This window comes from Streptomyces lavendofoliae, from assembly GCF_014649735.1.
Taxonomy (GTDB): Bacteria; Actinomycetota; Actinomycetes; order Streptomycetales; family Streptomycetaceae; genus Streptomyces; species Streptomyces lavendofoliae.
The window spans coordinates 1-26,238 of record NZ_BMTP01000029.1 but is presented as its reverse complement, the minus strand read 5'-3'; the positions used below and the strand labels follow the sequence as shown (position 1 = coordinate 26,238).

Here is a 26,238-nt window from a genome sequence, read left to right as displayed (position 1 = left end):
CTTTCGGGCCTGATTCCCAGTCAGCGGGAGTTGTCTTTCCGGCTGTTGGGCCGTTCCGACGTCCCAAACTCTAGCGGATTTCCCGGGCGGCTCATAATCGAGCCTTCGAAATGAATTTCGGCATGCCGAAATTCGTCCCGTTCGGGAGTTCGTGCTGGGTTTGGTTGCCGCGCAGTGCGGCGGGATGGCTGCCGCAGAACCGTTACGGCCCCGTGGCAACCCGAAGAACTTTACGGATCGACATGGGGTGTGTCAACCCCCGGTCGGCCACGTCCGGTTCAGTCCAGGTCCTTGAGCCGGCCGCCGGCGTCGGGCTGGGCGTGCTCCACGCGACGCAGGAGGCGGATCAGCATCTCGCCCAGGGCTCCGCGCTCCTCCGAGGACAGGTCCTGGAGCAGGTCCTCCTCGAAGGCGGTGGCCATGCGCATGGCCTCCAGCCACTTGGTGCGGCCCTCGTCGGTCAGCTCGACGATGACACGCACCCGGTTGTTCTCGTCCCGGTCGCGGGTGACCAGGCCGTCGGTGGCCATGCGGTCGATGCGGTGGGTCATGGCCGCGGGCGTGAGGCCGAGGCGCTTGGCGAGCTCCCCCGGGCCCAGGCGGTAGGGCGCGCCGGAGAGGACGAGGTGCTTGAGGACCTCCCACTCGGCGTTGCTGATACCCAGCTCGGCGACCTGGCGGCCGTACGCGACGTTCATGCGGCGGTTCAGCCGGCCCAGGGCCGAGACCACCTTCTCGACCTGCGGGTCGAGGTCGCGGAACTCGCGCTGATAGGCCGCGATCTGTTCGTCGAGGCTCGGTTCCTGGGTGTCGGACATGCGGGGAGTATCCCATGACGGTCGTTGGCGTTGAAGTCCTTCGATGTGTACAGTTAAGCATCGAACTTTAGTATTGAAGTCTTCAGGACTGAGTCCTACAGAGTCGAAGTGGGTGAGTGTGACCAAGGCGATGGGCGCTGCGATGCGCCGGATCCAGGCGGGGAACGTGCTGAGCGCGTTCGGGCTCGGGTTCACCGTTCCGTATCTCTATCTGTATGTCGCTCAGGTGCGGAACCTGGGCGCCGGTACGGCGGGGGCCGTGCTGGCGGTCTTCGCCATGGCCGCTCTGGTGGTCCTGCCCTTCACCGGGCGGGCCATCGACCGCCGGGGGCCGCTTCCCGTCCTGGTGGGGGCCGCTCTGCTCGCCGCCGCCGGGGCGCTGGGCATGGGCCTGGCGGGGAGCGTCCCGACGGTCGTCGGGTCGGCGGCGCTGCTCGGCGCCGGTACCGCGGTGATGCAGCCCGCTCTCGCCACGATGATCGTCTGGTGCTCGCCCACGGCGACCCGGACCCGGGCGTTCGCCACACAGTTCTTCCTGCAGAACCTCGGGCTCGGGGTCGGCGGCCTGATCGGCGGGCAGCTCGTGGACGAGAGCCGGCCGGGCAGCTTCCTGCTCCTCTTCTCGATCGAGGCAGCGATGTTCCTGGTGCTGGCCGGGATCGCGGCCACCGTGACGATGCCGCGCACGCCGTCCATCGGCCAGGCCCCCAAGGACGAGAAGTCCCGGGGCGGGCTGCGGGCGCTGCTCGGGCACCGGGCGATGGTGCAACTGTGCGTACTGGGGTTCGTGCTGTTCTTCGCCTGTTACGGGCAGTTCGAGTCGGGTCTCGCCGCGTACGGGACGGAGGCCGCCGGGATCGAGCCGTCGGCGCTCGGCATGGCGCTGGCCGCGAACACCGCGGTCATCGTCGCGGCCCAGTTCCTGGTGCTGCGGTTCGTGGAGCGGCGCCGGCGGACGCGGGTGATCGCGTGGGTCGGGCTCATCTGGACCGTGGCGTGGCTGATCGCGGGGTACGCCGGGCTCGGGCACGGCAGCCAGGCCATGGCCACGGCCGCGTTCATCGCGACGTACGGGCTGTTCGGGCTGGGCGAGGCGATGCTGTCACCGACCGTGGCCCCGCTGGTGGCCGATCTGGCACCGGAGTCGATGGTCGGGCAGTACAACTCGGCTTTCGCCCTGGTCAAGCAGCTCGCACTGGCGGTCGGTCCGGCCGTGGGCGGGCCCATGGGGGCCGCGCTGCACGGTCCGTACATCGTGACCTTCGTGCTCTTCTCGCTCGGCATCACGGTGCTGGCGCTGCGGCTGGGCCGGAAGCTCACACCGGCGCAGGACCACCCCTACCTCGTGGCGAAGTCGCGAGTGGTGGCGCGGCACCGGCCGGAGCGGGCCGTGGAGACCGCCGCCTAGCCCGGCAGCGCGAACTCGCACCAGACAGCCTTGCCACCTCCCGGTGTGCGGCGGCTGCCCCAGGACGAGGCGATCGTGGCGATGATCGAGATGCCGCGACCCGCCTCGTCCTCCGTTTCGGCGCGGCGGCGGCGCGGCAGGTGGTCGTCGCCGTCCGTCACCTCGATGATCAGGCGCCGGTCGGTGCGGCGGAGTCGCAGGCGCATCGGCGGGGTGCCGTGCTGGAGGGAGTTCGCCACCAGTTCGCTGGTGGCCAGCACGCCCAGGTCGCGCAGCTCGACCGGGAAGCGCCAGCTGGACAGTACGCCGGAGGCGAAGGCACGCGCGCGCGGAGCCGCCTCGACGCCGCCGAGCAGGTCGAGGGCGGCGTTGTGGAACAGCTCGGCGTCCGCTCCGGTACGGGAGGGGTGCTGGAGCACCAGGACGGCGACGTCGTCGTCGTGCTCGGCGGTGACGCCGAGGGCGCGCAGCAGCCGGCCGCAGACGACCTGGGGGCTGCCGGTGGCGCCGGACAGGGCGCGCTCCAGGGCGGCGACGCCTTCGTCGATGTCCTCCCGGCGCCGCTCGACCAGGCCGTCGGTGTAGAGGACGGCGGTGGAGCCGGGCGGGAGGGCGATGGTCCCGGAGGTGTGGAGCCAGCCGCCGGTGCCGAGAGGGGGCCCGGTCGGTTCCTCGGCGCGGCGCACGGTGCCGTCCTCGTCCCGGACGAGGATCGGCAGGTGGCCGGCCGAGGCGTAGACGAGGCGGCCCTCGTTGGGATCGTGGACGGCGTAGACGCAGGTGGCGATCTGGCTGGCGTCGATCTCGGCGGCGAGGCCGTCGAGCAACTGGAGCACCTCGTGGGGCGGCAGGTCGAGGCGGGCGTAGGCCCGCACGGCGGTGCGGAGTTGGCCCATGACGGCCGCCGCGCGGACGCCGCGGCCCATGACGTCGCCGATGACGAGCGCGGTGCGGCCGGCGCCGAGGGTGATCACGTCGTACCAGTCGCCGCCGACCGCCGCGTCCGTACCGCCCGGCTGGTAGGTGGCGGCCACACGGAGGTCGTCGGGCTGCTCCAACTCCTGGGGAAGCAGCGAGCGTTGCAGGGTGACGGCGGTCTCGCGGTGGCGGCGCTCGCTGGCTCTCAGCCGCTCGGCCGCCTCCGCGTGGTCGGTGACGTCGGCGGCGTGGACGAGGACGCCGGACTCGCCGGTGCCGCGCGTGTCGACGGGCAGGCAGGTCACCGTGTACGAGCCCCCCGCGTGCGTGCGGCGGGATTTGACCGTACGCGGCTTCCCGCTGCGCAGCACCTGGTCCATGAGCGGTGGCAGGCCCAGCTCGGCGAGCTCGGGACAGACGGTGGCGACGGTCGCGCCGGGTGGGCGCGGGCCGAAGGCCGCGGCGTAGGCGTCGTTGACGTACGCGACGCGGTGTTCGGGGCCGTAGGTGAGGGCGACGAGGCCGGGCAGGCTGCCGAGGATCTCCCGTACGGAGAAGTCCTCCAGGGCGGGGACGTCGTCGGACACGGGCTCCGGCTGCTGGTCGGACTCACCCCGCGCCGCGGGTACGGAGTCGCCCCGCTGCGCCGGCGAGACCCCGTGGTCGGTGCCGCGCGCGGCGGCGCGGCGCTGCGTACCGGGGAGCCGGGCGCTCCAACGCGTGAAGTTCACGGATCTGTATGCCTCATGGTGTCGGTGCCGTGCGTTGCCGTGCTGAGTCACTCTGTGCAGGTGTGGGCCCACCTATGGTCACACGTCCAGTGTGACCGACCGCACTGACAAGAGCCGTCTGTCGCGACTCCGCCTCGTCGGGGACTTCCGGCCGGGGCTTCTCGTGGGAGACCTCGTCTCGGAAATCTCCTGTGCGAGACCTCCTGACAGGAGACCTCCTGTCGGAGACCTCCTGTCAGTCGGACTTCGCGCCGCCGTCGGCGGTTCCCCCCTTGGACGCCTCGTCCTGGGGCTCGGGCGGCGGCGGCCCGGCGGCGAGCTCGAACTCGGCGCGCGGGTGCTCCAGGGAGCCCAGGGAGACGATCTCCCGTTTGAAGAGGCCCGCCAGTGTCCACTCGGCCAGGACGCGTGCCTTGCGGTTGAAGGTGGGGACACGGCTGAGGTGGTAGGCGCGGTGCATGAACCAGGCGGGGTAGCCCTTGAGTTTGCGGCCGTAGACGTGGGCGACGCCCTTGTGCAGGCCGAGCGAGGCGACGGATCCCGCGTACTTGTGGGCGTAGTCCTTGAGCGGCCGGCCCTGGAGCGAGGCGACGAGGTTCTCCGCCAGCACCTTGGTCTGGCGCACCGCGTGCTGGGCGTTGGGCGCGCACTCCCGGCCCGGTTCGTCCGCGGTGACGTCGGGGACGGCCGCCGCGTCGCCGGCGGCCCAGGCGTGGTCGACGCCTTCGACGGAGAGGCGGGCGGTGCATTTGACGCGGCCGCGTTCGTTGCGGGGGAGGTCGGTGTGGGCGAGGACGGGCGCGGGTTTCACGCCGGCGGTCCACACGACCGTCCGGGTCGGGAGGCGGGTGCCGTCGCTGAGGACGGCGACCCGGTCCTCGCACGACTCGAGACGGGTTTCGAGGCGTACGTCGATGTTGCGGGCGCGCAGCTCGCGCACGGTGTACTTACCCATGTCCTCGCCCACCTCGGGCAGGATGCGGCCGGTGGCCTCGACCAGGACCCACTTCAGGTCCTGCGGCTTGATGTTGTGGTAGTACCGGGCGGTGTAGCGGGCCATGTCCTCCAGCTCGCCGAGCGCCTCCACGCCCGCGTAGCCGCCGCCGACGAAGACGAAGGTCAGGGCGGCGTCGCGGATGGCGGGGTCGCGGGTGGAGGAGGCGATGTCCATCTGCTCGATGACGTGGTTGCGCAGCCCGATGGCCTCCTCGACGGTCTTGAAGCCGATGCCGTACTCGGCCAGGCCGGGCACGGGGAGGGTGCGGGAGATCGAGCCGGGCGCGATGACCAGTTCGTCGTAGGTGAGCTCAACGGGCCCCGTGCCCTCCTCGTCGGTGGCGAGTGTGGTGACGGTCGCCGTGCGCTTGGCGTGGTCCACGGCCTTGGCCTCGCCGATGACGATCCGGCACTTGTGGAGGACCCGGCGCAGCGGGACGACGACGTGGCGGGGCGAGATGTTGCCGGCGGCGGCCTCGGGGAGGAACGGCTGGTACGTCATGTACGGGTCGGGCGTGACCACGGTGATCTCGGCCGTGCCGCTTCTCAGCTCGGCCTTGAGCAGCCGTTGGAGGTGCAGGGCGGTGTACATCCCGACGTAGCCACCGCCGACAACGAGAATGCGCACAGGTTCGGTCACCCTCCCATGACGCAACGCGCTTCGGCGTTTGTCCACAGGCCCGGCGAATTGTGTGACCGGAGGCCGGGCGGGGACCGGGGTGGCGCGGGTGACGCGGGTGGGGGAAGGAGCGCAGGTCAGGGCGGAGGAGGAGGGTGGCGCGAGGGGGCAGAATCGGGAGCGTTCCGGTCCTTGCTCCGATCGGGGGGCGCACCGGTCGGAACTGCCCCTTCTGAATTGACCTCGACTCAACTATGTTCGTATGTCGTCGGGGAGACGGGTCGCTGCGCATGACCTGAGCGTGTGGTCCGGGCCCCGGTTGTCAGGGTGGGGGAGTCTCCGGGGGGAGACACATCATTTCCGGGGGAACAAATATGCATATTCAGGATTCGCGCTGGTCGACCGCTGTCGCTTCGGCGTCCGCTTCGTCCGCTTCCTCTGCGGAGGGGCTCGGCGGCGGGGTGACCGGCCGGCTGGGCGCCGGCGGGCCCGCGGGCCGTACGGCGCCGCTGCGGGTCGACGCGCAGCGGAACCTCGAGCACGTGCTGCGCGCGGCTCGGGAGGTGTTCGGCGAGCTCGGGTACGGGGCGCCGATGGAGGACGTGGCGCGCAGGGCGCGGGTCGGGGTCGGCACGGTGTACCGGCGCTTCCCGAGCAAGGACGTCCTGGTGCGGCGAATAGCCGAGGAGGAGACGTCCCGGCTCACCGAGCAGGCGCGTACGGCGCTGGGCCAGGAGGAGGAGCCGTGGTCGGCGCTCTCCCGGTTCCTGCGGACGTCCGTGGCCTCGGGCGCCGGCCGTCTGCTGCCGCCGCACGTGCTGCGCGTGGGCGTCGACGAGCCGGGCCACGTCCCCGCCGGGCCGGCGGCCGGGTCCGCCGACGAGGCGACGCGGGTGCCGCAGCAGCGGGGCGTGCCGGCCGTACCGGAGCTGCGGGTGGTTTCGCCGCGCGCGGTGCCGGCGGAGGAGCTGGACGACGCGGGTGCGTCGGAGCTGCTGGAGGTGGTCGGCCGGCTGGTCGACCGGGCCCGGGAGGCGGGCGAGCTGCGCGGCGACGTGACCGTGGCGGACGTGCTGCTGGTCATCGCCACGGCGGCGCCCTCGCTGCCGGACGCGGCCCAGCAGAGCGCCGCGTCGGCCCGGTTGCTGGACATCCTGCTGGAGGGGCTCCGGTCCCGCCCGGCCTAGGGGTCACCCGAACGGGGCATGTCCGGCTCCGGCGTTCGGGTCATATCCCCGGATGAGTGGTTGACGGCCGCTTGCCCCCGGCGGGGGCCCTTCCCTGTGGCACTCTTGCCCGATGTCCGGGTCTGAGCAGGGGTACGGGGGCTTCCGCGATGAGCGGTGAGGGTCGCGACGAGCCGTTCGTCGGTGGAGCCGGGGAAGCCGGCGGGCCGGCTCCCGCGCCGCTGCCCTCCCCGGCCGCCGCGCCCTCGCCGAAGGTGCCGCACCAGGGCGGCCCGGGTGGGCCCCCGGCAGCGGCCGGCGGCGACGCCGGAGCCACCGTGCCCGCACCACGCGAGGGCGGCACCACCGGTTCCGTACCGCCGCCGTCCGTCGAGCCGTCCCCGTCGGACGCCGACCTGGTCCGGCGGCTCCGGGACGGCGACGACACGGCGTACGAAGAGCTGTTCCGCCGGCACGCGGAGGCGGTGCGGCGCTACGCCCGGACGTGCTGCCGGGACGCGCACACCGCGGACGACCTGACGGCGGAGGTGTTCGCCCGCACGCTCCAGGCGGTACGCGGGGGCGCGGGGCCCGAGCACGCGGTGCGGGCGTACCTGCTGACGACCGTGCGGCGGGTGGCGGCCGCCTGGACGACCACGGCCAGGCGTGAGCAGCTGGTGGAGGACTTCGCGGTGTTCGCCGCCCAGGCGGCGCGGCCCGCCGGGGTGTCGGTCGCCGACACCGTGGAACCGGCCGCCGACGTGCGGGCGATGCACGAGGCCGAGCGGTCGCTCGCCATGCGGGCCTTCCGTTCGCTGCCCGAGCGGTGGCAGGCGGTGCTGTGGCACACCACCGTCGAGGAGGAGTCGCCCAGCGAGGTCGCGCCGCTGTTCGGGCTGACGGCGAACGCCACGGCGGTGCTCGCCAGCCGGGCCCGGGAGGGGCTGAAGCAGGCGTACCTCCAGGCACACGTGAGCCGGTCGCTCACCGCGGGCGGGGACTGCGCGCGCTACGCGGACCGGCTGGGCGCCTACGCCCGGGGAGGTCTGCGGACGCGGGCCGAACGGGGCCTGCGCCGACACCTGGAGGAGTGCGCCCGGTGCCGGCTGGCGGTGGGCGAGCTGGAACAGGTCAACGCCGGGATTCCCGCGCTGCTGCCGGTCGCCGTCATCGGCTGGTTCGCGGCCGGGTACTCGCTCAAGGCGGCCGGATCGGCCGCCGTGGGCGCGGCGGGTGCCGCGGGCGCCGGGGCGGGAGCGGCGGCCGCGGCGGGCGGATCGGGAGCGGCCGGTGGGACCGGTGGGGCCGCTGCCGAGGGGCTCGGCGCGCCGGCGAAGGCGGGCGTCGCCGTGACGGTGGCCGTCACCGCGGTCGCCGGGCTGGTGTGGGCGCTGTCCGGCAGCCCCCGGCCCGCGCCCGCCCCGGAAGCACGCCCGCCCGCCGTCGAGCCCGTCGTACCGCAGCAGCCGGTGGCCGCGCCGAGCCGGACCACCCCGCCGCCCGCCCCGGCGCCGATGCCCGAAGCGCAGGCGGTCCCGCCCGGCCGGAAGCCGCAGCGGCCCGCGCCGTCCGCGACGGCCGCGCCGCCCCCGGCCGTGCCCGCCGCGCCCCCGGCCGCGCCGCCCGCGCCCGCCGCACCCGCGCCCGCCGCACCCGCGCCGGCCCCCGCGCCGCCGGCCGACCCGGAGCCCGCCCCGCCCTCAGCGGTGCCGTCGCCACCGGCGCCGCCGGCACCCCCCGTGGTCTACCAGGTCAACCGGCTCGGCTACGGCCTCTACGGCGATCACACCGGTCCGGAGGTCCGGCTCGGGGAGTCCGGCTGGATGTGGCAGCGCTGGAGCATGTCCATCGGCGGCGAGCGGTACGGGCACGGCGTCACCGTGCACGCCCGGTCGTCGCTCACCATCGACCTCAACCGCCGCTGCTCGGCGTACGAGGCGTTCGCCGGGGTGGACGACATGGCGCTGGGGCTGGGCGCGGTCCGTTTCTCGGTGTACGGGGACGGCACCCGGCTGTGGCGCTCGCCGGTGCTGCGCGGCGGTGACCCGGCGGTGCCGCTGCGCGTCGGGATCGTGGGCCGCCGCACCATCCGCCTGGTCGTCGAACCCGACCCGACCGCGCCGCTCGGCGCCGTGGCCCCCGCCGACTGGGCGGAGTCGCGGATCAGCTGCGGCTAGGGAGTGCCCGGACGCGACCGGCCGCGTCCGGGCGACCGGAGCCGGCGGCAGCGCGAGAGCCGGACATGACGGCCCGGGCGGCCCGCCCGCCGTGGCCGGCCGTCCCCGGCGATCCGGCGGCCGCCCGCACTTGCCCGTGCCAACGCCCGCGCTTCCGGCTCCCGGGCCGCGTTCCCGCCCGTCCTCCGACCGCGCCCCGCTTCGGCCCGCGCCCCCGCCGACGCCTCGACCACCGCCCGCCCTTCGCCCCGCACCCCTCTCCCGCCAACGCCCCGGCTGCCGACCGCGCTTCGGCCGCGTCCCCGGCGCCCGACGACGCCCCGGCAATCCCCCGACCACCCCCTCGCCCCGGTCAGGCGGGGAGCGTGGGGCGTGTGGGGCGCGTGGGCACCCCGGCGGCCACGGCGCGCTGGCGCGGGGCCGCCGTACCGGTCCAGCAGGTGCCCCGGCGAGCCAGCAGGCGGCGCAGCCACAGCTCCGTGGAGACCAGGTCGGCCAGCCCGTCCAGGGCGATCGGGTCGCCCTCGCCGGCGGCGCGCAGGGCCTTGCGGACGACCCGGGCCTCGATCAGCCCCGCGTCGGCGAGGAGCGGCGCGTCGAAGAGGGCCATCAACTCCGGCAGGGCGGCGCGCAGCCCCGCGCGGCCGGCGGCGGCGGCCGGGGCGTGCGAGGTGGCGCCCCAGCCGGGCGGCAGGTCGTGGATGCCCGCGCCGGCGAGGACGGTGCGCAGGATCGCGGCGCGGGCGCCGGGCTGGACCCGCAGCGATTCCGGCAGGTCGCGGCAGGCCCGTACGACCTGGTTGTCGAGGAACGGGGAGTGGAGACGCTGGCTGCGGACCTCGGCGGCCTGCTCCAGGACGCGGTGGTCGGCGGCGTACCGGGCGAGGGCGGCACGGGCGCGGGCCTCACCGGGGCGCTGGACCGACGTCGGTCTGGTCGCGGCCTGATGGAGACGAACCGATACTTCTGCGAGGGCCTCGCCGGTCAGCCAGCGCGCGGCGGGCCCGGGCCGCGCCCAGGCCAGCGCCGCCAGGGACGCCGAGAGCGGGCCGTTGACGGCGGGGGCCGACCGGTTGGCCTCCAGGAGCCGGTCGGCGACCGATTCCAGACCGGCGCGGTAGGGCGTACGGGCCAGCTTGCGGGCGGCCCGGTAGACGGTGAGCGGCACGAGCAGGGACCCGGCCGACGGCCCGGTGGCCTTGGCGAGGGCGGTGACCGGCCGCAGCAGGTGACGGCGCCGGCGGTCCATCAACAGGTCGGCCAGGCGCGCGGGGTGCGCGTCGAGCACCTGTCGTGCGCCGTGCCCGGTGAAGTGGTCGGCGCTGCCCGCCGCGAGGCGCCGCCGGTTCCGTTCGGCGGTCACCAGGGAGGGCCCCGGTTCGTCGGTGAGCGGCCCCTCCAGCTCGGCGTACGGCAGGGCCTCCTCGGACGCGGCCACCACGACGTGGTGCAGGCGCGGGTTCTCGGCGATGGCGCGGGCGCGCGCCCGCTCCGCCTCGGCGTCACGCCCGCCGGTGGCCAGGTCGTTGAACGTCACGGCGAGCAGCCGTTCGCCGGCCTCCGTGCCGTGGCCCAGGATCGTGCCCGGTACGCCGGGCAGGCCCGCCGCGAGCAGGGCGAGCGTGCCGGACGCGCTGCCTCCGGACAGGTCGGCGCCGATCCCGGGCGCGGGCGCTCCGCGCGCGGCGCGCCGTTCGGCGGGGCCCATGCCGGGGACGGGCCCGGGGTCGGGCGGCAGCGTCTCGGGGGCGTGCCGGGGGGCGGTGAGCCGTGCGCGGACGGCCTCCACGAGCGCGTCGCGTACGCCGTCCACCGCCCGGTCCGGGTCGATCTGGGGTGCCGCGACGGCGAGCGAGGCGACCGGTTCGTACCCGGTGATCTCGCGGGAGCCCTCGCGCAGTACGAGCGCGTGGCCGGGCGGTACGCGCTTGACGCCGACGTACGGAGTCGAGTCGCGCAGCGCCTCCGGGGTCTCGGGGCAGGCCAGCAGCGCGGCGAGGTGGCCGATGTCGAGCTGGGCCTCGATGAGGTCGGCGAGGGGCAGGGCGGCGGTGGCGTACGCGGTGCCGCGCGCCCACGGGGTGTGGAAGACGGGCCGGGCGCCGGCCAGGTCGCCGGTGACGATGATGCGGCGGCCGACCTTGGCGACGGCGGTGTAGCTGCCCGGCCAGGCGGTGAGGTGACGCATGGCGCCGCCGCGGGCCGCGAACAGCCCCACCCGCAGCTGGTCGTCGTCGGCGGCGCAGCAGCCCAGCACCGCGAGGCGGGTGTCGGCGTCCACGGCGACGACGCGGACCTCGTCGGGGCGCCAGTCGCCGACCGCCCACAGCGGATCGGGGTCGCCCCACAGGAGTTGGGCGCCGACGGGGTGCAGGGTGGCGTTCTCGTCATCGGTGCCGACCGCCCCTGCGGTCGCGAAGCCCGTTCCGAAACGCGCGGCGATACTGCTCCACCCCACCAGCCACCGCATCGCCGCCTCCACAGCCTGTGGACAACCCAGCCCTCTTGATGAAGACATGCTGCCACGACAACGGCGTGCGGGAGGGTCGACGGACCGTGCCCCGTGAAAAGGGAACGCGCCGCTGGCATTGGCCAGTTGGCGACGGTCCGGAAACGGTTCGGCCCACCGAACGATGGGCGCTATTCGGCCAATCTCCGTGCCTGATCGAACCGTACAAGAGCTGACATACTCGCCCACAAGCGTGGCCCGGGAGGCGCTGTCCGCCTCCCGGACCGGTCCGCCACCCGCGGGGATTGAGGCGGCGGTGTCCCCCAGCCCGCCGCTTTCCAGTACGGCGGGCCGACCCACGCAGCACCCATGGAAGCGCTCCCCCACCGGACGAGCCAGAGCGCACGGACAGGCGCACGGCCACACACCGGGAGCACGGCGCGGGGGCGAAGCACCGGCGAGGGGCGTGCGCCGCCCGCGCGCGAGGCACCGCGGGGCCGCACGCCCCCACCGCGCAGCGCCCGCGCACCCGCCGGGCGCCGGCCGGCCGCGCGACCACCCGTTCGCACAACAATCCCGCCATACGGAACACCGCCCCTTAACGGTGGGGATGCGGCGAACTACGCTGGGTTTACGAATGCCGCGCGCCTATGCCTGGCGTCGCGGCGGCCGTCTGTGGGTCGAGGGGTGGCGCATGTCCAGGGAGCAACGCGGGCCGAACGAGAAGCTCGGCACCGTTCTCGCCCTCGCGGGAATCAGCAACGCCGGTCTGGCCCGGCGGGTCAACGACCTCGGGGCGCAGCGCGGTCTGACCCTTCGGTACGACAAGACGTCGGTCGCCAGGTGGGTGTCGAAGGGCATGGTGCCGCAGGGCGCCGCTCCGCACCTCATCGCGGCCGCGATCGGGCAGAAGCTGGGCCGCCCGGTGCCGCTGCACGAGATCGGGCTCGCCGACGCCGACCCGGCGCCCGAGGTGGGGCTGGCCTTCCCGCGCGACATCGGCGAGGCGGTGCGGTCGGCGACCGAGCTGTACCGGCTCGATCTGGCCGGACGGCGGGCGGGCGGTGGCGGGATCTGGCAGTCGCTGGCCGGTTCGTTCGCGGTCAGCGCGTACGCGACCCCCGCCTCCCGGTGGCTGATAACGCCCGCGGACTCCTCGGTCGAACGGTCGGTGGCGGCGGCGCCGGACGGCCCCGCGGACGAGGGCGGCGCGGTGCGGGTCGGCCACAGCGACGTGGCGAAACTGCGGGAGGCGGCGGAGGACGCCCGGCGCTGGGACTCCAAGTACGGCGGCGGGGACTGGCGGTCGTCGATGGTGCCCGAGTGCCTGCGGGTGGACGCGGCCCCGCTGCTGCTCGGCTCGTACTCGGACGAGGTCGGCCGGGCGCTGTTCGGCGCGACCGCCGAGCTGACCCGGCTGGCCGGCTGGATGGCCTTCGACACCGGCCAGCAGGAGGCGGCCCAGCGCTACTACATCCAGGCGCTGCGGCTCGCGCGGGCCGCCGCCGACGTACCGCTCGGCGGGTACGTGCTGGCCTCGATGTCGCTCCAGGCCACCTACCGGGGCTTCGCCGACGAGGGCGTCGACCTGGCGCAGGCCGCGCTGGAACGGAACCGGGGCCTGGCCACCGCGCGGACCATGTCCTTCTTCCGGCTGGTGGAGGCGCGGGCGCACGCCAAGGCGGGGGACGCGGCGGCGGCCGGGGCGGCGCTGCGGGCCGCGGAGGGCTGGCTGGAGCGGTCCCGGGAAGGCGATCCCGACCCGTCCTGGCTGGGCTTCTACTCGTACGACCGGTTCTGCGCGGACGCCGCCGAGTGCTACCGGGACCTCAAGGCGCCGCGCCAGGTGCGGCGGTTCACGGAGCAGGCCCTGTCGCGGCCGACGGAGGAGTACGTCCGGTCGCACGGTTTACGGCTGGTCGTGAGCGCCGTGGCCGAACTGGAGTCGGGCAACCTGGACGCCGCCTGCGCGGCCGGCACGCGCGCGGTGGAGGTCGCCGGGCGGATCTCGTCGGCGCGTACGACCGAGTACGTACGCGACCTTTTGCACCGGCTGGAGCCGTACGGCGACGAGCCCAGGGTGGCGGAGCTGCGGGAGCGGGCCCGTCCGCTCCTGATGGCTCCGGCGTGAGCCGTGTCCCACCTGGTTTAAGGCCATTGTCAGTGGGCCAGTGCACTATCTGGGGTGGGAGGTGGCACAGGTGTCCGCGTACGGCGACGGCAGATACGACTGCGACGTGCTCGTGATCGGCGGCGGGATCGTCGGGCTGTCGACGGCGTACGCGATCACGCGCGCCGCCCCGGGGACACGGGTGGTGGTGCTGGAGAAGGAGCGGGGCCCGGCACGGCACCAGACGGGGCGCAACAGCGGGGTGATCCACAGCGGCATCTACTACCGGCCGGGCTCGCTCAAGGCGCGGTACGCGGTGCGGGGCGCCGCCGAGATGGTGAAGTTCTGCGCGGAGTACGGCCTGCCCCACGAGGTCACCGGCAAGCTGATCGTCGCGACCGAGCGGGCCGAGCTGCCCCGGTTGCACGCCCTGGTCCAGCGGGGCCGGGAGAACGGCATCCCGGTGCGGGAGCTGGGCCCGGCCCAGATCACCGAGTACGAGCCGCGGGTGCGGGGCGTCGCCGCGATCCACGTCGGCACGACCGGCGTGTGTGACTACGGGGCGGTGGCGGCGCAGCTGGCGGAGGCGTCCCGGGCGGACGTGCGGTACGGCTCGGAGGTCGTCGCCGTGGACCGGCGCCCCTGGGGCGTCGCCGTGCGGACGGGTGACGGGACGGTCGTCCGGGGCGGGGTCCTGGTGAACTGCGCGGGGCTGCACTGCGACCGGGTGGCGCGCCTCGCGGGCGACGACCCGGGCATGCGGATCGTTCCGTTCCGGGGCGAGTACTACGAGCTGGCCCGGCCCGAGCTGGTGCGGGGCCTGGTGTACCCGGTGCCGGACCCGGCGTTCCCGTTCCTGGGCGTGCACCTCACCCGGGGCATCGACGGCGGCGTCCACGTCGGGCCGAACGCGGTGCCCGCGCTGGGCCGGGAGGGGTACGGCTGGTCGGTCGTCCGCCCGCGCGACCTGGCCGGGACGCTGGCGTGGCCGGGCTCCTGGCGGATAGCCCGCCGCCACTGGCGGTACGGGGCGGGCGAGCTGCACCGGTCGGTGTCGAAGCGGGCGTTCACCGAGGCGGTACGGCGGCTGCTGCCGTCGGTCGGCCCGGACGACCTCCACCGCGCCCCGGCGGGCGTCCGCGCCCAGGCCGTGCTGCGGGACGGCACCCTGGTCGACGACTTCCTGATCCGCGAGGCGCCGCGGACGGTCCATGTACTGAACGCCCCGTCCCCAGCGGCGACGGCGTCCCTCCCCATCGGCCGCGAGGTCGCCCGGCGGGCCCTGGCGCACCTGGGGTGACCCGCCGCCCGGAGCGGTGCGCGACCCGGGGGACCACCGCCCGGAGCGGTGCGCGACGGGGGCGCCGTAGAATCGGGGCATTGTGTCTGAGTCCCGTGAAACCGCCGTCCCCCGCCGGCCCAAGGGCGAGCCCCGCTTCCCCGAGGGCCCCGCGCCCGACCCCGCCGGGTCGCACTTCGAACGGCGGATCCGCAGCTTCCAGCCCCGCCGCAGCCGCGTCACGCCCGGGCAGGGCGATGCCCTGCGACGGCTGTGGGGCGTGTGGGGGCTGGACATCGACGGGCAGCGCACGCTCGACCTGGGCGAGCTGTTCGGCGGGCTCCCGGTCGTCCTGGAGATCGGGTTCGGCATGGGCGAGGCCACGGCGCAGATGGCCGCCGACGACCCGTCGACCGGCATCCTCGCGGTCGACGTGCACACGCCGGGCCAGGGCAACCTGCTCTCGCTCGCCGAGAAGGCCGGCCTGACCAACGTACGCGTGGCGAACGGCGACGCGATCATCCTGCTGCGGGAGATGCTGACGCCCGGCGCCCTGGACGGCGTCCGCGTGTACTTCCCCGACCCCTGGCCCAAGAAGCGGCACCACAAGCGCCGGCTGATCCAGCCGGAGTTCCTGAGCCTGGCGGCCTCGCGGATGAAGCCCGGCGCCGTGCTGCACTGCGCCACGGACTGGGAGCCGTACGCCGAGCAGATGCTGGACGTGCTGACCGCGCACCCCGACTTCGAGAACACCCGGCCCGAGGGCGGCTACGCGCCGCGCCCCGCGTTCCGGCCGCTCACCCGCTTCGAGGGGCAGGGCCTCGACAAGGGGCACGTCGTGCACGACCTGTTGTTCGCGCGGGTGTGACGGCGCGCAGTACCCGCGCCCGCACCACGCCCCGCACCACCCCGGCCCGGCCCGGCCCGGCCGTGACGCCTGTGCGTACCGCCCTCCGCGCGTACACCGCACCGTCCGACATGCCGCCCGCCGCACCGTCCGACATGCCGCGCCTGCCGTGACCGGTTCGCCGGCCTGCCTGCCTGGCGTGGCAATGTCGTCGCCGTCTGTCGGTGCCGGTCGTTAGGGTCGATCGCGTGTCCCATTCGTCTGCGCAAGCCCAGTCGTCGTATCCGGCCGTCCCGGCGTACGAACCACAGCCGTCGTTCGACGCCGTTCCGGAGCGCGCCCACTGGCACTACCGCCCCCGCCGCGCCTTCTGGCGCGGCAGGGTGGTGCGGGCCTCCGCGGTCGCCGTCGTGCTCGCCCTGTGCGGGCTGGTGATCCTCGCGCTGGTACGCGAACAGACCGGCACGGAGGGCTTCCTGGTCGGGCTCGGGCTCGCCCTGCTGCCCGTCCCGCTGCTCATGGCCGCGTTCCGCTGGCTGGACCGGGTGGAGCCGGGCCCGTGGCGGAATCTGTTGTTCTCGTTCGCCTGGGGGGCGTGCGCGGCCGCACTGGTCGCGATCGTCGCCAACACCTTCGCGACCCGCTGGATAGCCACCGCCACCGCCGACCCCGCGTCCGCCGACACGCTGGGCGCGACCGTCGTCGCGCCGGTCGTGGAGGAGAGCGCCAAGGCCGCCGCCGTCCTGCTCGTCTTCGTCTTCCGGGGGCGGGACTTCACCGGGATCGTGGACGGCGTGGTCATCGCCGGATTCACCGCCACCGGTTTCGCCTTCACCGAGAACATCCTCTATCTCGGCAACGCCTTCGGCGAGGACCAGCAGTTCGGGACGTCGGGCTTCGCGTCGGTCACGGCGGCGACCTTCTTCGTGCGGATCGTCATGTCGCCGTTCGCGCACCCCCTGTTCACCGTGCTCACCGGGGTCGGCTTCGGCCTCGCCGCGATGACCGCGCGCCGCAGGAGGGTCCGCCGGGTCGCGCTGCCGGCGCTGGGGCTCGCGCTGGCGATGGGCACGCACGCCCTGTGGAACGGCTCGGCGGCGTACGGGCCGTGGGGTTTCTACGCCGTGTACGGGGCGTTCATGGTGCCGGCGTTCGGGCTGCTGACGTGGCTGGCCATCTGGTCGCGGCAGCGGGAGCTGCGCACGATATCCGGCGAGTTGCCCGCGTACGCCGCGGCCGGCTGGCTCACGCCCGCGGAGCCGCTCGCGCTCGCCTCCATGCGGGCGCGCTCCCTGGCCCGCGGGTACGCGGCGCGTTGCTTCGGCCCGGCGGCGGCCCGCGCGGTCGGCGAGTACGAGACGTTCGCGACCTCGCTGGCGTTCCTGCGCCACCGGGCCCGGCGCGGCGCGGTGGGCCCGGACTTCATGGCGCGCGAGCAGGAGTTGCTGCACCACCTGTGGCAGCGCAAGGCGGTGGCCGGGCCGGCGCTGACGTACGCCGCGCGGGTCACCGGCCGGGTGTGGACGCCGCCCCCGCACCTCGACTACGGCGGCTACAACCCGTACCGCCACTGAAGGGCACGCCGGACGACCGGGCGCGCGGCCCGGAACGGGACCGGCAGCCCCGGCGTCGGGGGGATGCCGCCAGGCCCGCCTCCGGGAGCGGGTCCTCAGACGGTGAGGCCCTTGCCGCGCAGCCAGGCCAGCGGGTCGATGCCCTCGCCGCCGGCGGTGTGCACCTCCAGGTGCAGGTGCGGCCCGGTGACGTTGCCGGTGGCACCGACCCGGCCGATGGTCTCGCCGGTGCCGACCGTCTGCCCGGCGCCGACCGTCATCGACGACAGGTGGCAGTACCAGACCTCCGTGCCGTCCTCCAGCTCCAGGACGATGCGGTACCCGTAGGAGCCCGACCACCCGGCCGACTTGACGGTGCCTCCGTGGACGGCCTTGGCGGGCGTGCCCGTGGGCGCGGCCAGGTCGAGGCCCGTGTGGTAGCCGGAGGACCACATGTTGCCGGCCTGGCCGTAGGTGGAGGTGATGGTGTACGAGGAGGTCGGCAGGGACCAGCTGCCGGCCAGGTCCGCGACCCGCTCCTCCTCCGCGGCCTTCGCCGCGGCCGCGGTCTTGGCCTCGGCCTTCGCCTTGGCTTCCGCTTCCGCCTTCGCCTCCGCGGCGGCCTTCGCCGCGGCGGCCTGCTTCTGGGCGGCGGTCTGCTGGGCCTTCGCCTCGGCGGCGGCCTGCTCGGCAGCGGCGGCTTCCGCGGCCGCCTTCGCCTCGGCGTCGGCCGACGCCTGCTGCTGCTCGGCCTGCTGGAGGATGCGGGCGCGCAGCGCCTCGCCCGCGTCGGCGCCGCTGCTGTGCTGCGCGGCGGTGGGGGTGCCGGTGAGGGAGGCGGCGGTGACGGGGCCGTCGCCCGCCTCGCCGTCGTCCGTGGAGCCCGTCACGTCCGCGTCGGCGTCACCGGACATCAGCGATCCGATGCCGGGCAGGGACTCGGCGTCCGGGAGGTTGTCCGTGATGACGTCGGGCAGGGATATGGAGACCGCCGGCTTGTCCTGCGCGGTGGCCATGCCGCCCGCGCCGACCGCGGCGATGACGCCGACGCCGAGGACCGTGGAGCTACGGGCGAGGCCGCCGCGCTGCTTGGCCACGCGGTGACGGCCCCGGACGGGGCGGACGGTTTCCTCGGTGGGGTTCCATTCCTCCCACTGCCCGTTTACATCTGCGGCGTCCGGGATACCCGAAGAGTCGAACGAACCGATGGAGCCGTACGGGGCTTCGGGGGCAGGCCTGTTGGACGCCACGGAGGCGCACTCCTTTCCTTCCTTCTCGCCTACCGGGTTAGCTGACGGGTTCGGAGCAGGAAGGTCTCCTACGGGCCCACTTCGGCCCGATTCACCCCAAGGTGGTGGTTCCCCGGTTCCCTTGCGGAATTCGGCGCACGCGCGCGGTGCCGTCTCTTGCGACGACTGGGACGACCGCGCTGCGTTATCGAACGTTAATAGACGCGGGCTCCGTATTCCAAGCCGTTCCTACTGATCATTAACCTGACGGGCCATGGAGCAACCGGGCCACACCTGGACACACCAGGGCGAGTTGACCGTTCATCGGAAACATTCACCGGCCACACTGATGTTGACGGTGTGTCAGTCGTTATGCACAGCGGCACCCGCCGCTCACCCACCGTGTCCGCCCGGGGGCACGACCGGAATCGTCCGCCGCCGTGCGGGCTGCCCCTCCGCCGGGCGGCTCACCGCCAGCAGCGCCAGGTCGTCGGTCGCCCCGCCCCCCGTGTGCCGCCGTACGTCGCCCACCAGGGCGTCCAGCACCGCCTCGGGCCCGGGGAACAGCCGCCCCGCCAGCCGCGCGACCGGGTCGTAGAAGACCCCCGCCGCGTCCCGCGCCTCCGACAGCCCGTCGGTGTAGAGCAGCAGCGTCGCGCCCGCCGGGTACGGCACCTCGTACGCCCGGTCCGGCCACGCCCCCAGGTCGGCCATGCCCAGCGGCAGGGCCGGCTCCGCCTGCTCCAGCAGCTCGACGCCCCCGTCCGCGTACAGCATCAGCGGCTCCGGGTGCCCCCGGTCCACCACCCGCACCACCGCCTCCCCGCGCGGGATCTCCGCCAGCACCGCCGTGGTGAACCCCTCGAAGGCGTCCAGCCCGTCCCGCCGCGTCCCCTCCCGGGCCAGCGCCCGCTCCAGCCGCTGCGCCACGCCCTCCAGCGAACTCTCCTGCTCGGCCGCCTCCCGGAACGCGCCGATGACCACCGCCACCGTCTCGACCGCGCCCATCCCCTTGCCGCGCACGTCCCCGACCACCAGCCGCACCCCGTACGGCGTGTCCTGCACCGCGAACAGGTCGCCCCCGATGAACGCGTCCGCCTGCGCGGCCTCGTAGCGCGCCGCCACCTGCAGACCACCGATCCGCTCGGCGGGCGTCGGCAGCACCGCCCGCTGCGCGGTCTCGGCGATCACCCGGGCCGACGCGAGCCGCTCACCACTGCGCCGCACCACCCGGTTGATCAGCAGCGCGAGCGCGGCCACCACCGTCACGGTGAGGATCTCCGTCACGGACTGCGTCTCGTCCAGGGTGCCGTTGCCCCCGTGGAGGGCGAGCATGGCCAGCACCGCGACCAGACCGGACAGCAGCGTGGCGCGGGCGGTGAACAGCGGCGCCGCGACGAGCGGGGCCGCGGCGAACAGCGGCACGGCCGTGAAGCGCGGCGGGGTCAGCAGGTCGTACGCCACACCCCCCGCGATCAGCAGCCAGGGCAGCGACCGGACGAACCCCCGGACCCGCGGGGCACCCTCCGGCCCGCCCGCCCCGTCCCGCGCTCGTCGCCCCACCGCTGGCCTCCTGCCCGGTCCACCCACGGCTGCGGACGGTACCGCGCCCCACCCCGGCCGCCCGGAGCCGCGCCGCGCGGCGGGCGTGCGTCCGCCGACCGGGTGACACCCGGCCCCGGCCCGGGTACGACGAAGGCCCGGTGCGTAATGCACCGGGCCTTCGTCTTCAGTAGCGGGGACAGGATTTGAACCTGCGACCTCTGGGTTATGAGCCCAGCGAGCTACCGAGCTGCTCCACCCCGCGTCGGTGAACACCACCTTACGCCATCCGGCGCACTATCCCTAACCAATATCCCTGGTAGCCGCCCCGGGGCGACAAAACGGTCGCGCTCGCCGCCCGTCCCAGCGCCCGTCACACCCGCCGCCCCGGCCCGCCGCACGCCGCACCCCTCGGACATACGTGCGCCCCGGCCGGAAGGATCCGGACGGGGCGGGAACACGTTGGTTCGGCGCCTTGTCGAGGCTGCCGACCCGGTAGGCCGTGTGGGACTCGAACCCACAACCAACGGATTAAAAGTCCGCTGCTCTGCCAATTGAGCTAACGGCCCTCGACGAGTCACCCCTGAGCATAGCCCCACCGCGCCCGCCGTCCGATCGGGTATCGGGTGAACGGGGGCCGTCGCGCCGCCGAAGCGGGACAGGGCCCGTACTCCTCGCGGAATACGGGCCCTGTCCGGGGGTTATGCGTCAGCCGTTGCGCTTCCAGCGGGGCTTGTCGTCGCGGCGCCCGAAGGAGGAGCCGGAGCTGGAGCCACCGCGGTGGTCGTCACGGCGGCCGTAGGGGCGCTCGTGGCCGCCGGAGCGGAAGCCGCCGCCCGCGGGGCGGTCGTCGCGACGGTCACGGTTGAACGGACGGTCGCTGCCGCGGTGGCCGCCGGTGGGGCGGTCGTCGCGACGGTCGTCGCGGCGGAAGCCACCGGACGGACGGTCGTTGTCACGACGGAAACCACCGGACGGACGGTCGTTGTCACGACGGAAACCACCGGACGCCGGACGGTCGTTGTCACGACGGAAACCACCCGAGGACGGACGGTCGTTGTCACGACGGAAACCACCGGACGCCGGACGGTCGTTGTCACGACGGAAACCACCCGAGGACGGACGGTCGTTGTCACGACGGAAACCACCGGACGGGCGGTCGTCGCGGCGGAAGCCGCCACGGTCGTTGTCGCGGCGCTCGAAGGAGCGGCCACCACGGTCGTCACGGTCGCGACGCTCGTAGCCGCCCCGGTCGTCACGGCGGTCACGGCGCTCGTAGTTGCCCCGGTCGTCGCGGCGGTCACGGCGCTCGTACGAGGACGGACGCTCGTCACGCTCACGGGAGTCACGCGCCGGCTGCGCCGGTACGGACTCGACGGCCGCCTGCACCTCGGCCTCGGCGGCCTCGGCCACCTCGGCGACGGCGGCCTCCGGGTCCTCGCCCCGCTCACGGGCGGCACGGGCGACCAGGCGGTCGGCCTCCTCGCGGAGCTCGACGGCGCGGCGCTGGAGGCGCTCCAGCTCCTTGGTGAGGTCGGCGACCTCGCGCTCGGCCTGCTTGGCGGCGTTGTTCGCGGAGTCGGCCTGCACCTCGGTCAGCGACCGGGCGCCGGTGATCTCGGCGACCTCGGGGTCGAACGCCCCGGCGCCGCCCACGATGTGGCGCGTGGCGTCGACGCCCGCGTCCTCCATGAGGCGGAAGATCTGGCGGCGCTGGTGCGGCAGGGCCAGCGACACGACCACGCCGGACTTGCCGGCACGGGCGGTACGGCCCGAACGGTGCAGGTAGTCCTTGTGGTCACCGGCCGGGTCCACGTTCAGGACCAGGTCGATGCCGTCGACGTGGATGCCACGGGCGGCGACGTCGGTGGCGACGAGCGCGTTGACGTAGCCCTTCTTGAAGTCGTCGAGGACGCGCGTACGGGCGCCCTGCGTCATGCCGCCGTGCAGGGCGTCGGCCTTGACGCCGGTGTCCTGGAGCTGCTCGGCGATGCGGTCCGCGCCCAGCTGGGTGCGGACGAAGATGATGGTGCGGCCCTTGCGGGCGGCGATCGCGGCGGTGACCGGCGCCTTGTCCTTGGGCTTCACGACCAGGACGTGGTGGGTCATCGTGGTGACGGCACCGGCGGACGGGTCGACCTCGTGCGTGACCGGGTTCACCAGGTAGCGCTTGACCAGGCTGTCGATCTCGTTCTCCAGGGTGGCGGAGAAGAGCAGGCGCTGGCCGCCCTCGGGGATCTGGTCGAGCAGTTCGGTGACCTCGGGCATGAAGCCCAGGTCGGCCATCTGGTCGGCCTCGTCGAGGACCGCGATCTTCACGGCCTCCAGGGAGCAGGCGCCGCGGTTGATGATGTCGCGCAGCCGGCCCGGGGTGGCGACGAGGATGTCGACGCCGCGCTCGAGGGCGTAGATCTGGTTGCCCATCGACGTACCGCCGCAGACGACCTTCATCTTGAGGCCGAGGACGTCGCCGTACGGCTGGAGGGCGTCCGCGACCTGCATCGCGAGCTCACGGGTCGGCGTGAGGATGACGCCGCGGGGCTTCTTCTTGTCGGTGTGGCCACCGGCGAGGGACGCGAGCAGCGGCAGACCGAAGGAGAGGGTCTTGCCGGAGCCGGTACGGCCGCGGCCGAGGATGTCCTTGCCGGCCAGGGCGTCCGGGATGGTCGCGGCCTGGATCGGGAAGGGGGAGGTCACGCCGTTCTGGGCGAGCTTGCGGACGATGCCCTCGGGCAGGCCCAGGTCACCGAAGGTGAGCTCGGGCTCGTCGGCGGTCTGCTGCTCCGGGGACTCGACGACCTCGTCCTCGAGAGCGATGACGCTCTCGTCGAGGTCGGTGTTCTCGGGCATGACGGCGTGGTCAGAACTGAAAATGGACATGCGAAATGCGAAACCTTCCGGAGTCTCGGCACGCGCCCGTCAACTCCGTGTTTCGCAATTCGACCGCCTCGATGCGGTCAGCCACGGCAAGGGAGAGTACGCGCCACACGCGGCGCTCTCGGTAGTGGCGCCGGGCAAAGGGGAACATGGGATCAAACGATCTACCACCATACGCACTCTCCCCCACTCAGCGCAAACCGGTCCACGCCACCCCGGCTGTGACGTCCGCCTCAGCCCACCCCGTGAGCCCGCGACGGCCCCGCGGGGGCCGTCGCGGCGCGGCCCGTGCGCGCGTGCGCCCCGCCCCCCGCGGTACGGCGGTCACGCGGGGGCGGCCTGGGGCGAGGCGACCGGTTCCGCCGCGGGGCCCGCACGGCGGCCGTCCGGCGCGAAGAGCGCCTGCGTACGGGTATCGGCGGCCGGCGACGCGGACGGGGGGTCCGTCGGTTCCGGGCTCGGCTCGGCCGGCGGGGTCGGCGTGGGCGTCGGCGGCGGGGGCTCCGTCGGCTCAGGCTGCGGAGGCGGCGGCTGGCTCGGCGAGGCCCCGCCGCCGCCGGCCGCGCCGCCTCCTCCGCCCGTGCCCCCGCCGCCCGACGGCGAGGGGGCGGGCGGCTGCGCGGGCCGCGCCCCGGGCTTCCCGCCCGCCGGCGCCTGGGCCGACGGCTTGCCCGACGGCTTCGCCCGCCCCGGCGCACCGCTCGGCTCCGGCGACGCGCCGTCCTCCTCGCCCGGCGCGCCGCCCGCCTGGCCCTGCACGCCGGGCCCGGTCCGCGCCTCGTGCAGCCCGCCCGACGCGCCGGCGACGCCGTCCGGCTCCGCCGCCGCGGCTCCCGACGGGCCGGCGGACCTGGCGGGACCCGGCTTCGCGCCCTCGTCGGAAACGCTCATGCAGCCGCTGACGGAGCCTGCGGAGGCCGCTACCGCCAGCGCGGTGACGGCCCATCGGACGGGGGCGGGCAGTTGGCGCACGAGGGCACCTCCAGGGGTGCGGGACGGGGTTTCCCTGCCCAACTCCCCAGGCCCCACAAGGACACGCCCGCCCCGGCGCCCGGGTCGCCCGGCCGTCAGCCGTACCCGAGCTCGTGCAGCCGCTCGTCGTCGATGCCGAAGTGGTGGGCGATCTCGTGCACCACGGTCACCTCCGTCTCGGCGACCACGTCCTCCCGCGAGTCGCACATCCGCAGCGTCGGCCCCCGGTAGATGGTGATCCGGTCGGGCAGGACGCCCGCGTACCACTCGCCCCGGTCGGTCAGCGGAGTGCCCTCGTACAGCCCCAGCAGATCCGGGTCGTCCGGCGACGGCTCGTCCTCCACGAACACCGCGACGTTGTCCATCAGCCGCGTCAGCTCCGGCGGGATCCTGTCCAGCGCCTCGGCGACCAGTTCCTCGAACTCCTCGCGTGTCATCTCCAGCACGCGGCCATTGTCACGGATGGCCGGGCATAGTGACCCGTCCGCTTGGGCATACGGCGCCCATGGCCGCCCGAGCTGCCCTTCGCACCACCCACGCCCGCCTGCTGCGGCACTATCGCTCCCGACGCTCCGCCCCCACATCCGCCCTGGTCCACGCCCCTCACCCGTATGCCCGCGCCTTCGGTCTGGTCTGCGTGGTCCTGCTCGGCGCGTGGCTGGGCCTCCTGATCGTCGGCAGCGTCCGTACGCCGGTGGGGCCGATGGACACGAGCATGACCCTGCGGCCTTCCCTGAACGGCGGAACGAAGATCAACGTTTCGCCGCTGGGCGCCCTCGAGCTCGACTCGCACACCGCGCCCATCCGCCTGGACGTGGACGTCGACCAGCTGGACCCGGTCCGCGCCCAGGCGCTCGTCGAGCACCCCGAACGGATCACCGGCCTCCAGGACGAGATCACCCAGGACGTCGCCGACGGGACCCGCGACCTGGCCCTGCGCTCCTGCGTCGCCGTCGTCTCCGGCGCCACCGCCCTCGGCCTCGCCGTCTACCGCCGCCCCCGCCGCGCCCTGGCGGCCGGTGGCCTGGCCCTCGCGCTGCTGGGGGCCGCCGGCGTGTCGGCGTACGCCACCTGGAACCCCAAGTCCGTGCTGGAGCCCAAGTTCTCCGGGCTGCTGTCGTCCGCGCCGTCCGTGGTCGGCAACGCCCGCTCGATCGTCAGTGAGTTCGACGTCTACCAGAAGGAACTCGCCCGGCTGGTCACCAATGTGACGAAGCTGTACGACGCCGCCTCGACGCTCCCCACCTACCAGCCCGACCCGGGCACGATGCGGGTCCTGCACGTCTCCGACATCCATCTGAACCCGGCCGCGTGGGAGATCATCCGCTCGCTCGTCGAGCAGTACCGGATCGACCTGATCATCGACTCGGGCGACACCATGGACCACGGCACCGCCGCCGAGAACGGCTTCCTCGACCCGATCAGCGACCTCGGCGCCCCGTACGTCTGGGTGCGCGGCAACCACGACTCGCCGGTCACCCAGCGGTACCTGGAGGGCCTGCGGAACGTCCACGTCCTCGACGAGGGCCGCGCCGTCACCGTCGCCGGCCTCCGGGTGGCCGGCACCGGCGACCCGCAGTTCACGCCGGACCGCTCGGTGCTGGCGGCCGGCGACGACGCCGAGCGCGCGGCGGGCGCGCGGCTGGCCGCCTCGCTGGCCGCGCAGGCGCGGGCGGGCACACCCGCCGACATCGCGGTGGCCCACAACCCGGTGGCCGCCCAGGAGACCGACGGCCGGGTCCCGCTGGTGCTGGCCGGCCACGTCCACCGCCGGGTGAACAAGCTCCTGCCGGAGGGCACCCGCCTCAAGATCGAGGGCTCCACCGGCGGCGGGGGCCTGCGCGCGCTGGAGAAGGACGAGCCGGAGAAGGTGCACGCCTCGGTCCTCTACCTGGACCGCGACACCCGCCGCCTCCAGGCGTGGGACGAGATCACCCTGGGCGGCCTGGGCCTGACCACCGCCGAGGTGAGCCGCCACGTCGTGGAGGAGAACCCCGGCACCGCCCCGTCCGGCAGCCCGTCCGGCAGCCCGTCAGGCACCCCGACGGGCTCCTCGTCCGGCAGCCCGGCCGGTCCGCCCTCCGGAACACCGTCCGCCGACCGGTCCGCGGGCCCCGCCGGTTCCCCCGCTTCCCCCGTCCGGAGGCCCGCCCCGGCCCGCTCCCCGTAACCGTTTTGGCGAACGGTCCCCGCATCCCATATGCTTCTCACGTCCCCGACGCGCTGACGAAGCGCCCAGGCGGGCCTCTTAGCCCTCATCGTCTAGTGGCCCAGGACGCCGCCCTTTCAAGGCGGTAGCACGGGTTCGAATCCCGTTGGGGGCACGCATCACCATGTGCGAGACTGGTGCTCGCACATTGCTTGGTCCTGTGGAGCAGTTTGGAGTGCTCGCCACCCTGTCAAGGTGGAGGCCGCGGGTTCAAATCCCGTCAGGACCGCTGCGGCTCGAAAGAGCCGCGTGGCTGGGTAGCTCAGTTGGTACGAGCGTCCGCCTGAAAAGCGGAAGGTCGCCGGTTCGACCCCGGCCCCAGCCACCGCCGCCCTACC

Annotated in this window: 17 protein-coding genes, 5 tRNA genes and 1 riboswitch; of the genes, 11 read left to right on the top strand and 11 right to left on the bottom strand. The window is 74.2% G+C overall.

The features are described from left to right. Window positions 1–278: 278 nt before the first annotated feature. Complete coding sequence (locus IE109_RS31550; protein ID WP_189554787.1) at window positions 279–818, bottom strand: MarR family winged helix-turn-helix transcriptional regulator; 540 nt, start codon at window positions 816–818, stop codon at window positions 279–281. A 142-nt stretch (window positions 819–960) separates the two neighbouring features. Here IE109_RS31550 and IE109_RS31545 point away from each other — a divergent pair, with 142 nt between their 5' ends. Continuing rightward, window positions 961–2,226, top strand: coding sequence for an MFS transporter (locus IE109_RS31545; RefSeq protein WP_189554788.1), 1,266 nt, complete (start codon window positions 961–963; stop codon window positions 2,224–2,226). Here IE109_RS31545 and IE109_RS31540 read toward each other — a convergent pair. Together IE109_RS31540 and IE109_RS31535 are read right to left on the bottom strand one after the other, a co-directional pair. Next, window positions 2,223–3,875 (bottom strand): ATP-binding SpoIIE family protein phosphatase, encoded by a 1,653-nt coding sequence (locus IE109_RS31540; protein WP_189554786.1) that lies wholly within the window; start codon window positions 3,873–3,875, stop codon window positions 2,223–2,225. The genes IE109_RS31545 and IE109_RS31540 overlap by 4 nt on opposite strands. Window positions 3,876–4,110: 235 nt before the next feature. Beyond that, the gene (locus IE109_RS31535) at window positions 4,111–5,463 is read right to left on the bottom strand and encodes an NAD(P)/FAD-dependent oxidoreductase (protein ID WP_229891816.1); all 1,353 of its coding nucleotides are present in this window, start codon (window positions 5,461–5,463) and stop codon (window positions 4,111–4,113) included. A gap of 401 nt (window positions 5,464–5,864) precedes the next feature. On the opposite strand from IE109_RS31535, the gene IE109_RS31530 reads away from it, so the two are divergent. Both IE109_RS31530 and IE109_RS31525 read left to right on the top strand, forming a co-directional pair. Continuing rightward, window positions 5,865–6,677 carry a TetR/AcrR family transcriptional regulator gene (locus tag IE109_RS31530; protein ID WP_189554784.1) on the top strand — a complete coding sequence of 271 codons (813 nt, stop codon included), beginning with the start codon at window positions 5,865–5,867 and terminating at the stop codon, window positions 6,675–6,677. 149 nt (window positions 6,678–6,826) lie between these two features. Then, window positions 6,827–8,833 (top strand): sigma-70 family RNA polymerase sigma factor, encoded by a 2,007-nt coding sequence (locus tag IE109_RS31525; RefSeq protein ID WP_189554783.1) that lies wholly within the window; start codon window positions 6,827–6,829, stop codon window positions 8,831–8,833. Window positions 8,834–9,185: 352 nt separating this feature from the next. Here the strand turns inward: IE109_RS31525 and IE109_RS31520 are convergent, their stop codons facing one another. After that, window positions 9,186–11,303, bottom strand: a complete 2,118-nt coding sequence (locus IE109_RS31520; RefSeq protein ID WP_189554782.1) for an asparagine synthase-related protein — start codon at window positions 11,301–11,303, stop codon at window positions 9,186–9,188. Window positions 11,304–11,976: 673 nt separating this feature from the next. Between IE109_RS31520 and IE109_RS31515 the strand changes: the two genes are divergently transcribed. The 4 genes from IE109_RS31515 (at window position 11,977) to IE109_RS31500 (ending at window position 17,092) form a co-directional block, all read left to right on the top strand. Continuing rightward, window positions 11,977–13,413 carry an NsdA family TPR-like regulatory protein gene (locus IE109_RS31515; RefSeq protein ID WP_189554781.1) on the top strand — a complete coding sequence of 479 codons (1,437 nt, stop codon included), beginning with the start codon at window positions 11,977–11,979 and terminating at the stop codon, window positions 13,411–13,413. Between the two features lie 61 nt (window positions 13,414–13,474). After that, window positions 13,475–14,692, top strand: a complete 1,218-nt coding sequence (gene lhgD / locus IE109_RS31510) for an L-2-hydroxyglutarate dehydrogenase (RefSeq protein WP_189554780.1) — start codon at window positions 13,475–13,477, stop codon at window positions 14,690–14,692. Between the two features lie 82 nt (window positions 14,693–14,774). Then, window positions 14,775–15,539 (top strand): tRNA (guanosine(46)-N7)-methyltransferase TrmB, encoded by a 765-nt coding sequence (trmB, locus tag IE109_RS31505; RefSeq protein ID WP_189554779.1) that lies wholly within the window; start codon window positions 14,775–14,777, stop codon window positions 15,537–15,539. A 227-nt stretch (window positions 15,540–15,766) separates the two neighbouring features. Then, window positions 15,767–17,092: a PrsW family intramembrane metalloprotease gene (locus IE109_RS31500; protein WP_189554778.1), complete on the top strand. Its 1,326-nt coding sequence runs from the start codon at window positions 15,767–15,769 to the stop codon at window positions 17,090–17,092. A 95-nt stretch (window positions 17,093–17,187) separates the two neighbouring features. On the opposite strand, the gene IE109_RS31495 is transcribed toward IE109_RS31500, so the two are convergent. The 7 genes from IE109_RS31495 to IE109_RS31465 form a co-directional block, all read right to left on the bottom strand. Continuing rightward, window positions 17,188–18,321 (bottom strand): M23 family metallopeptidase, encoded by a 1,134-nt coding sequence (locus IE109_RS31495; RefSeq protein ID WP_189554777.1) that lies wholly within the window; start codon window positions 18,319–18,321, stop codon window positions 17,188–17,190. 11 nt (window positions 18,322–18,332) lie between these two features. After that, a riboswitch (cyclic di-AMP (ydaO/yuaA leader) is annotated at window positions 18,333–18,467 on the bottom strand. 226 nt (window positions 18,468–18,693) lie between these two features. Then, window positions 18,694–19,863 carry a PP2C family protein-serine/threonine phosphatase gene (locus IE109_RS31490; protein WP_189554776.1) on the bottom strand — a complete coding sequence of 390 codons (1,170 nt, stop codon included), beginning with the start codon at window positions 19,861–19,863 and terminating at the stop codon, window positions 18,694–18,696. A gap of 170 nt (window positions 19,864–20,033) precedes the next feature. Beyond that, window positions 20,034–20,107: transfer RNA gene (locus IE109_RS31485), tRNA-Met, on the bottom strand. A 231-nt stretch (window positions 20,108–20,338) separates the two neighbouring features. Beyond that, a tRNA-Lys gene (locus IE109_RS31480) sits at window positions 20,339–20,411 on the bottom strand. Between the two features lie 139 nt (window positions 20,412–20,550). Continuing rightward, window positions 20,551–22,722 (bottom strand): DEAD/DEAH box helicase, encoded by a 2,172-nt coding sequence (locus tag IE109_RS31475; RefSeq protein WP_189554775.1) that lies wholly within the window; start codon window positions 22,720–22,722, stop codon window positions 20,551–20,553. Between the two features lie 321 nt (window positions 22,723–23,043). Next, window positions 23,044–23,691, bottom strand: a complete 648-nt coding sequence (locus IE109_RS31470) for a hypothetical protein (RefSeq protein ID WP_189554774.1) — start codon at window positions 23,689–23,691, stop codon at window positions 23,044–23,046. Between the two features lie 95 nt (window positions 23,692–23,786). Further along, window positions 23,787–24,137 (bottom strand): metallopeptidase family protein, encoded by a 351-nt coding sequence (locus tag IE109_RS31465; RefSeq protein ID WP_064072095.1) that lies wholly within the window; start codon window positions 24,135–24,137, stop codon window positions 23,787–23,789. Window positions 24,138–24,196: 59 nt separating this feature from the next. Here IE109_RS31465 and IE109_RS31460 point away from each other — a divergent pair, with 59 nt between their 5' ends. The 4 genes from IE109_RS31460 (at window position 24,197) to IE109_RS31445 (ending at window position 26,225) form a co-directional block, all read left to right on the top strand. Then, window positions 24,197–25,861, top strand: a complete 1,665-nt coding sequence (locus tag IE109_RS31460; RefSeq protein WP_189554773.1) for a metallophosphoesterase family protein — start codon at window positions 24,197–24,199, stop codon at window positions 25,859–25,861. A gap of 81 nt (window positions 25,862–25,942) precedes the next feature. Beyond that, a tRNA-Glu gene (locus IE109_RS31455) sits at window positions 25,943–26,015 on the top strand. Between the two features lie 39 nt (window positions 26,016–26,054). Continuing rightward, window positions 26,055–26,129 (top strand) — tRNA-Asp (locus IE109_RS31450). A gap of 22 nt (window positions 26,130–26,151) precedes the next feature. Further along, window positions 26,152–26,225, top strand: a tRNA-Phe gene (locus IE109_RS31445). The last annotated feature ends 13 nt before the right edge of the window (window positions 26,226–26,238 follow it).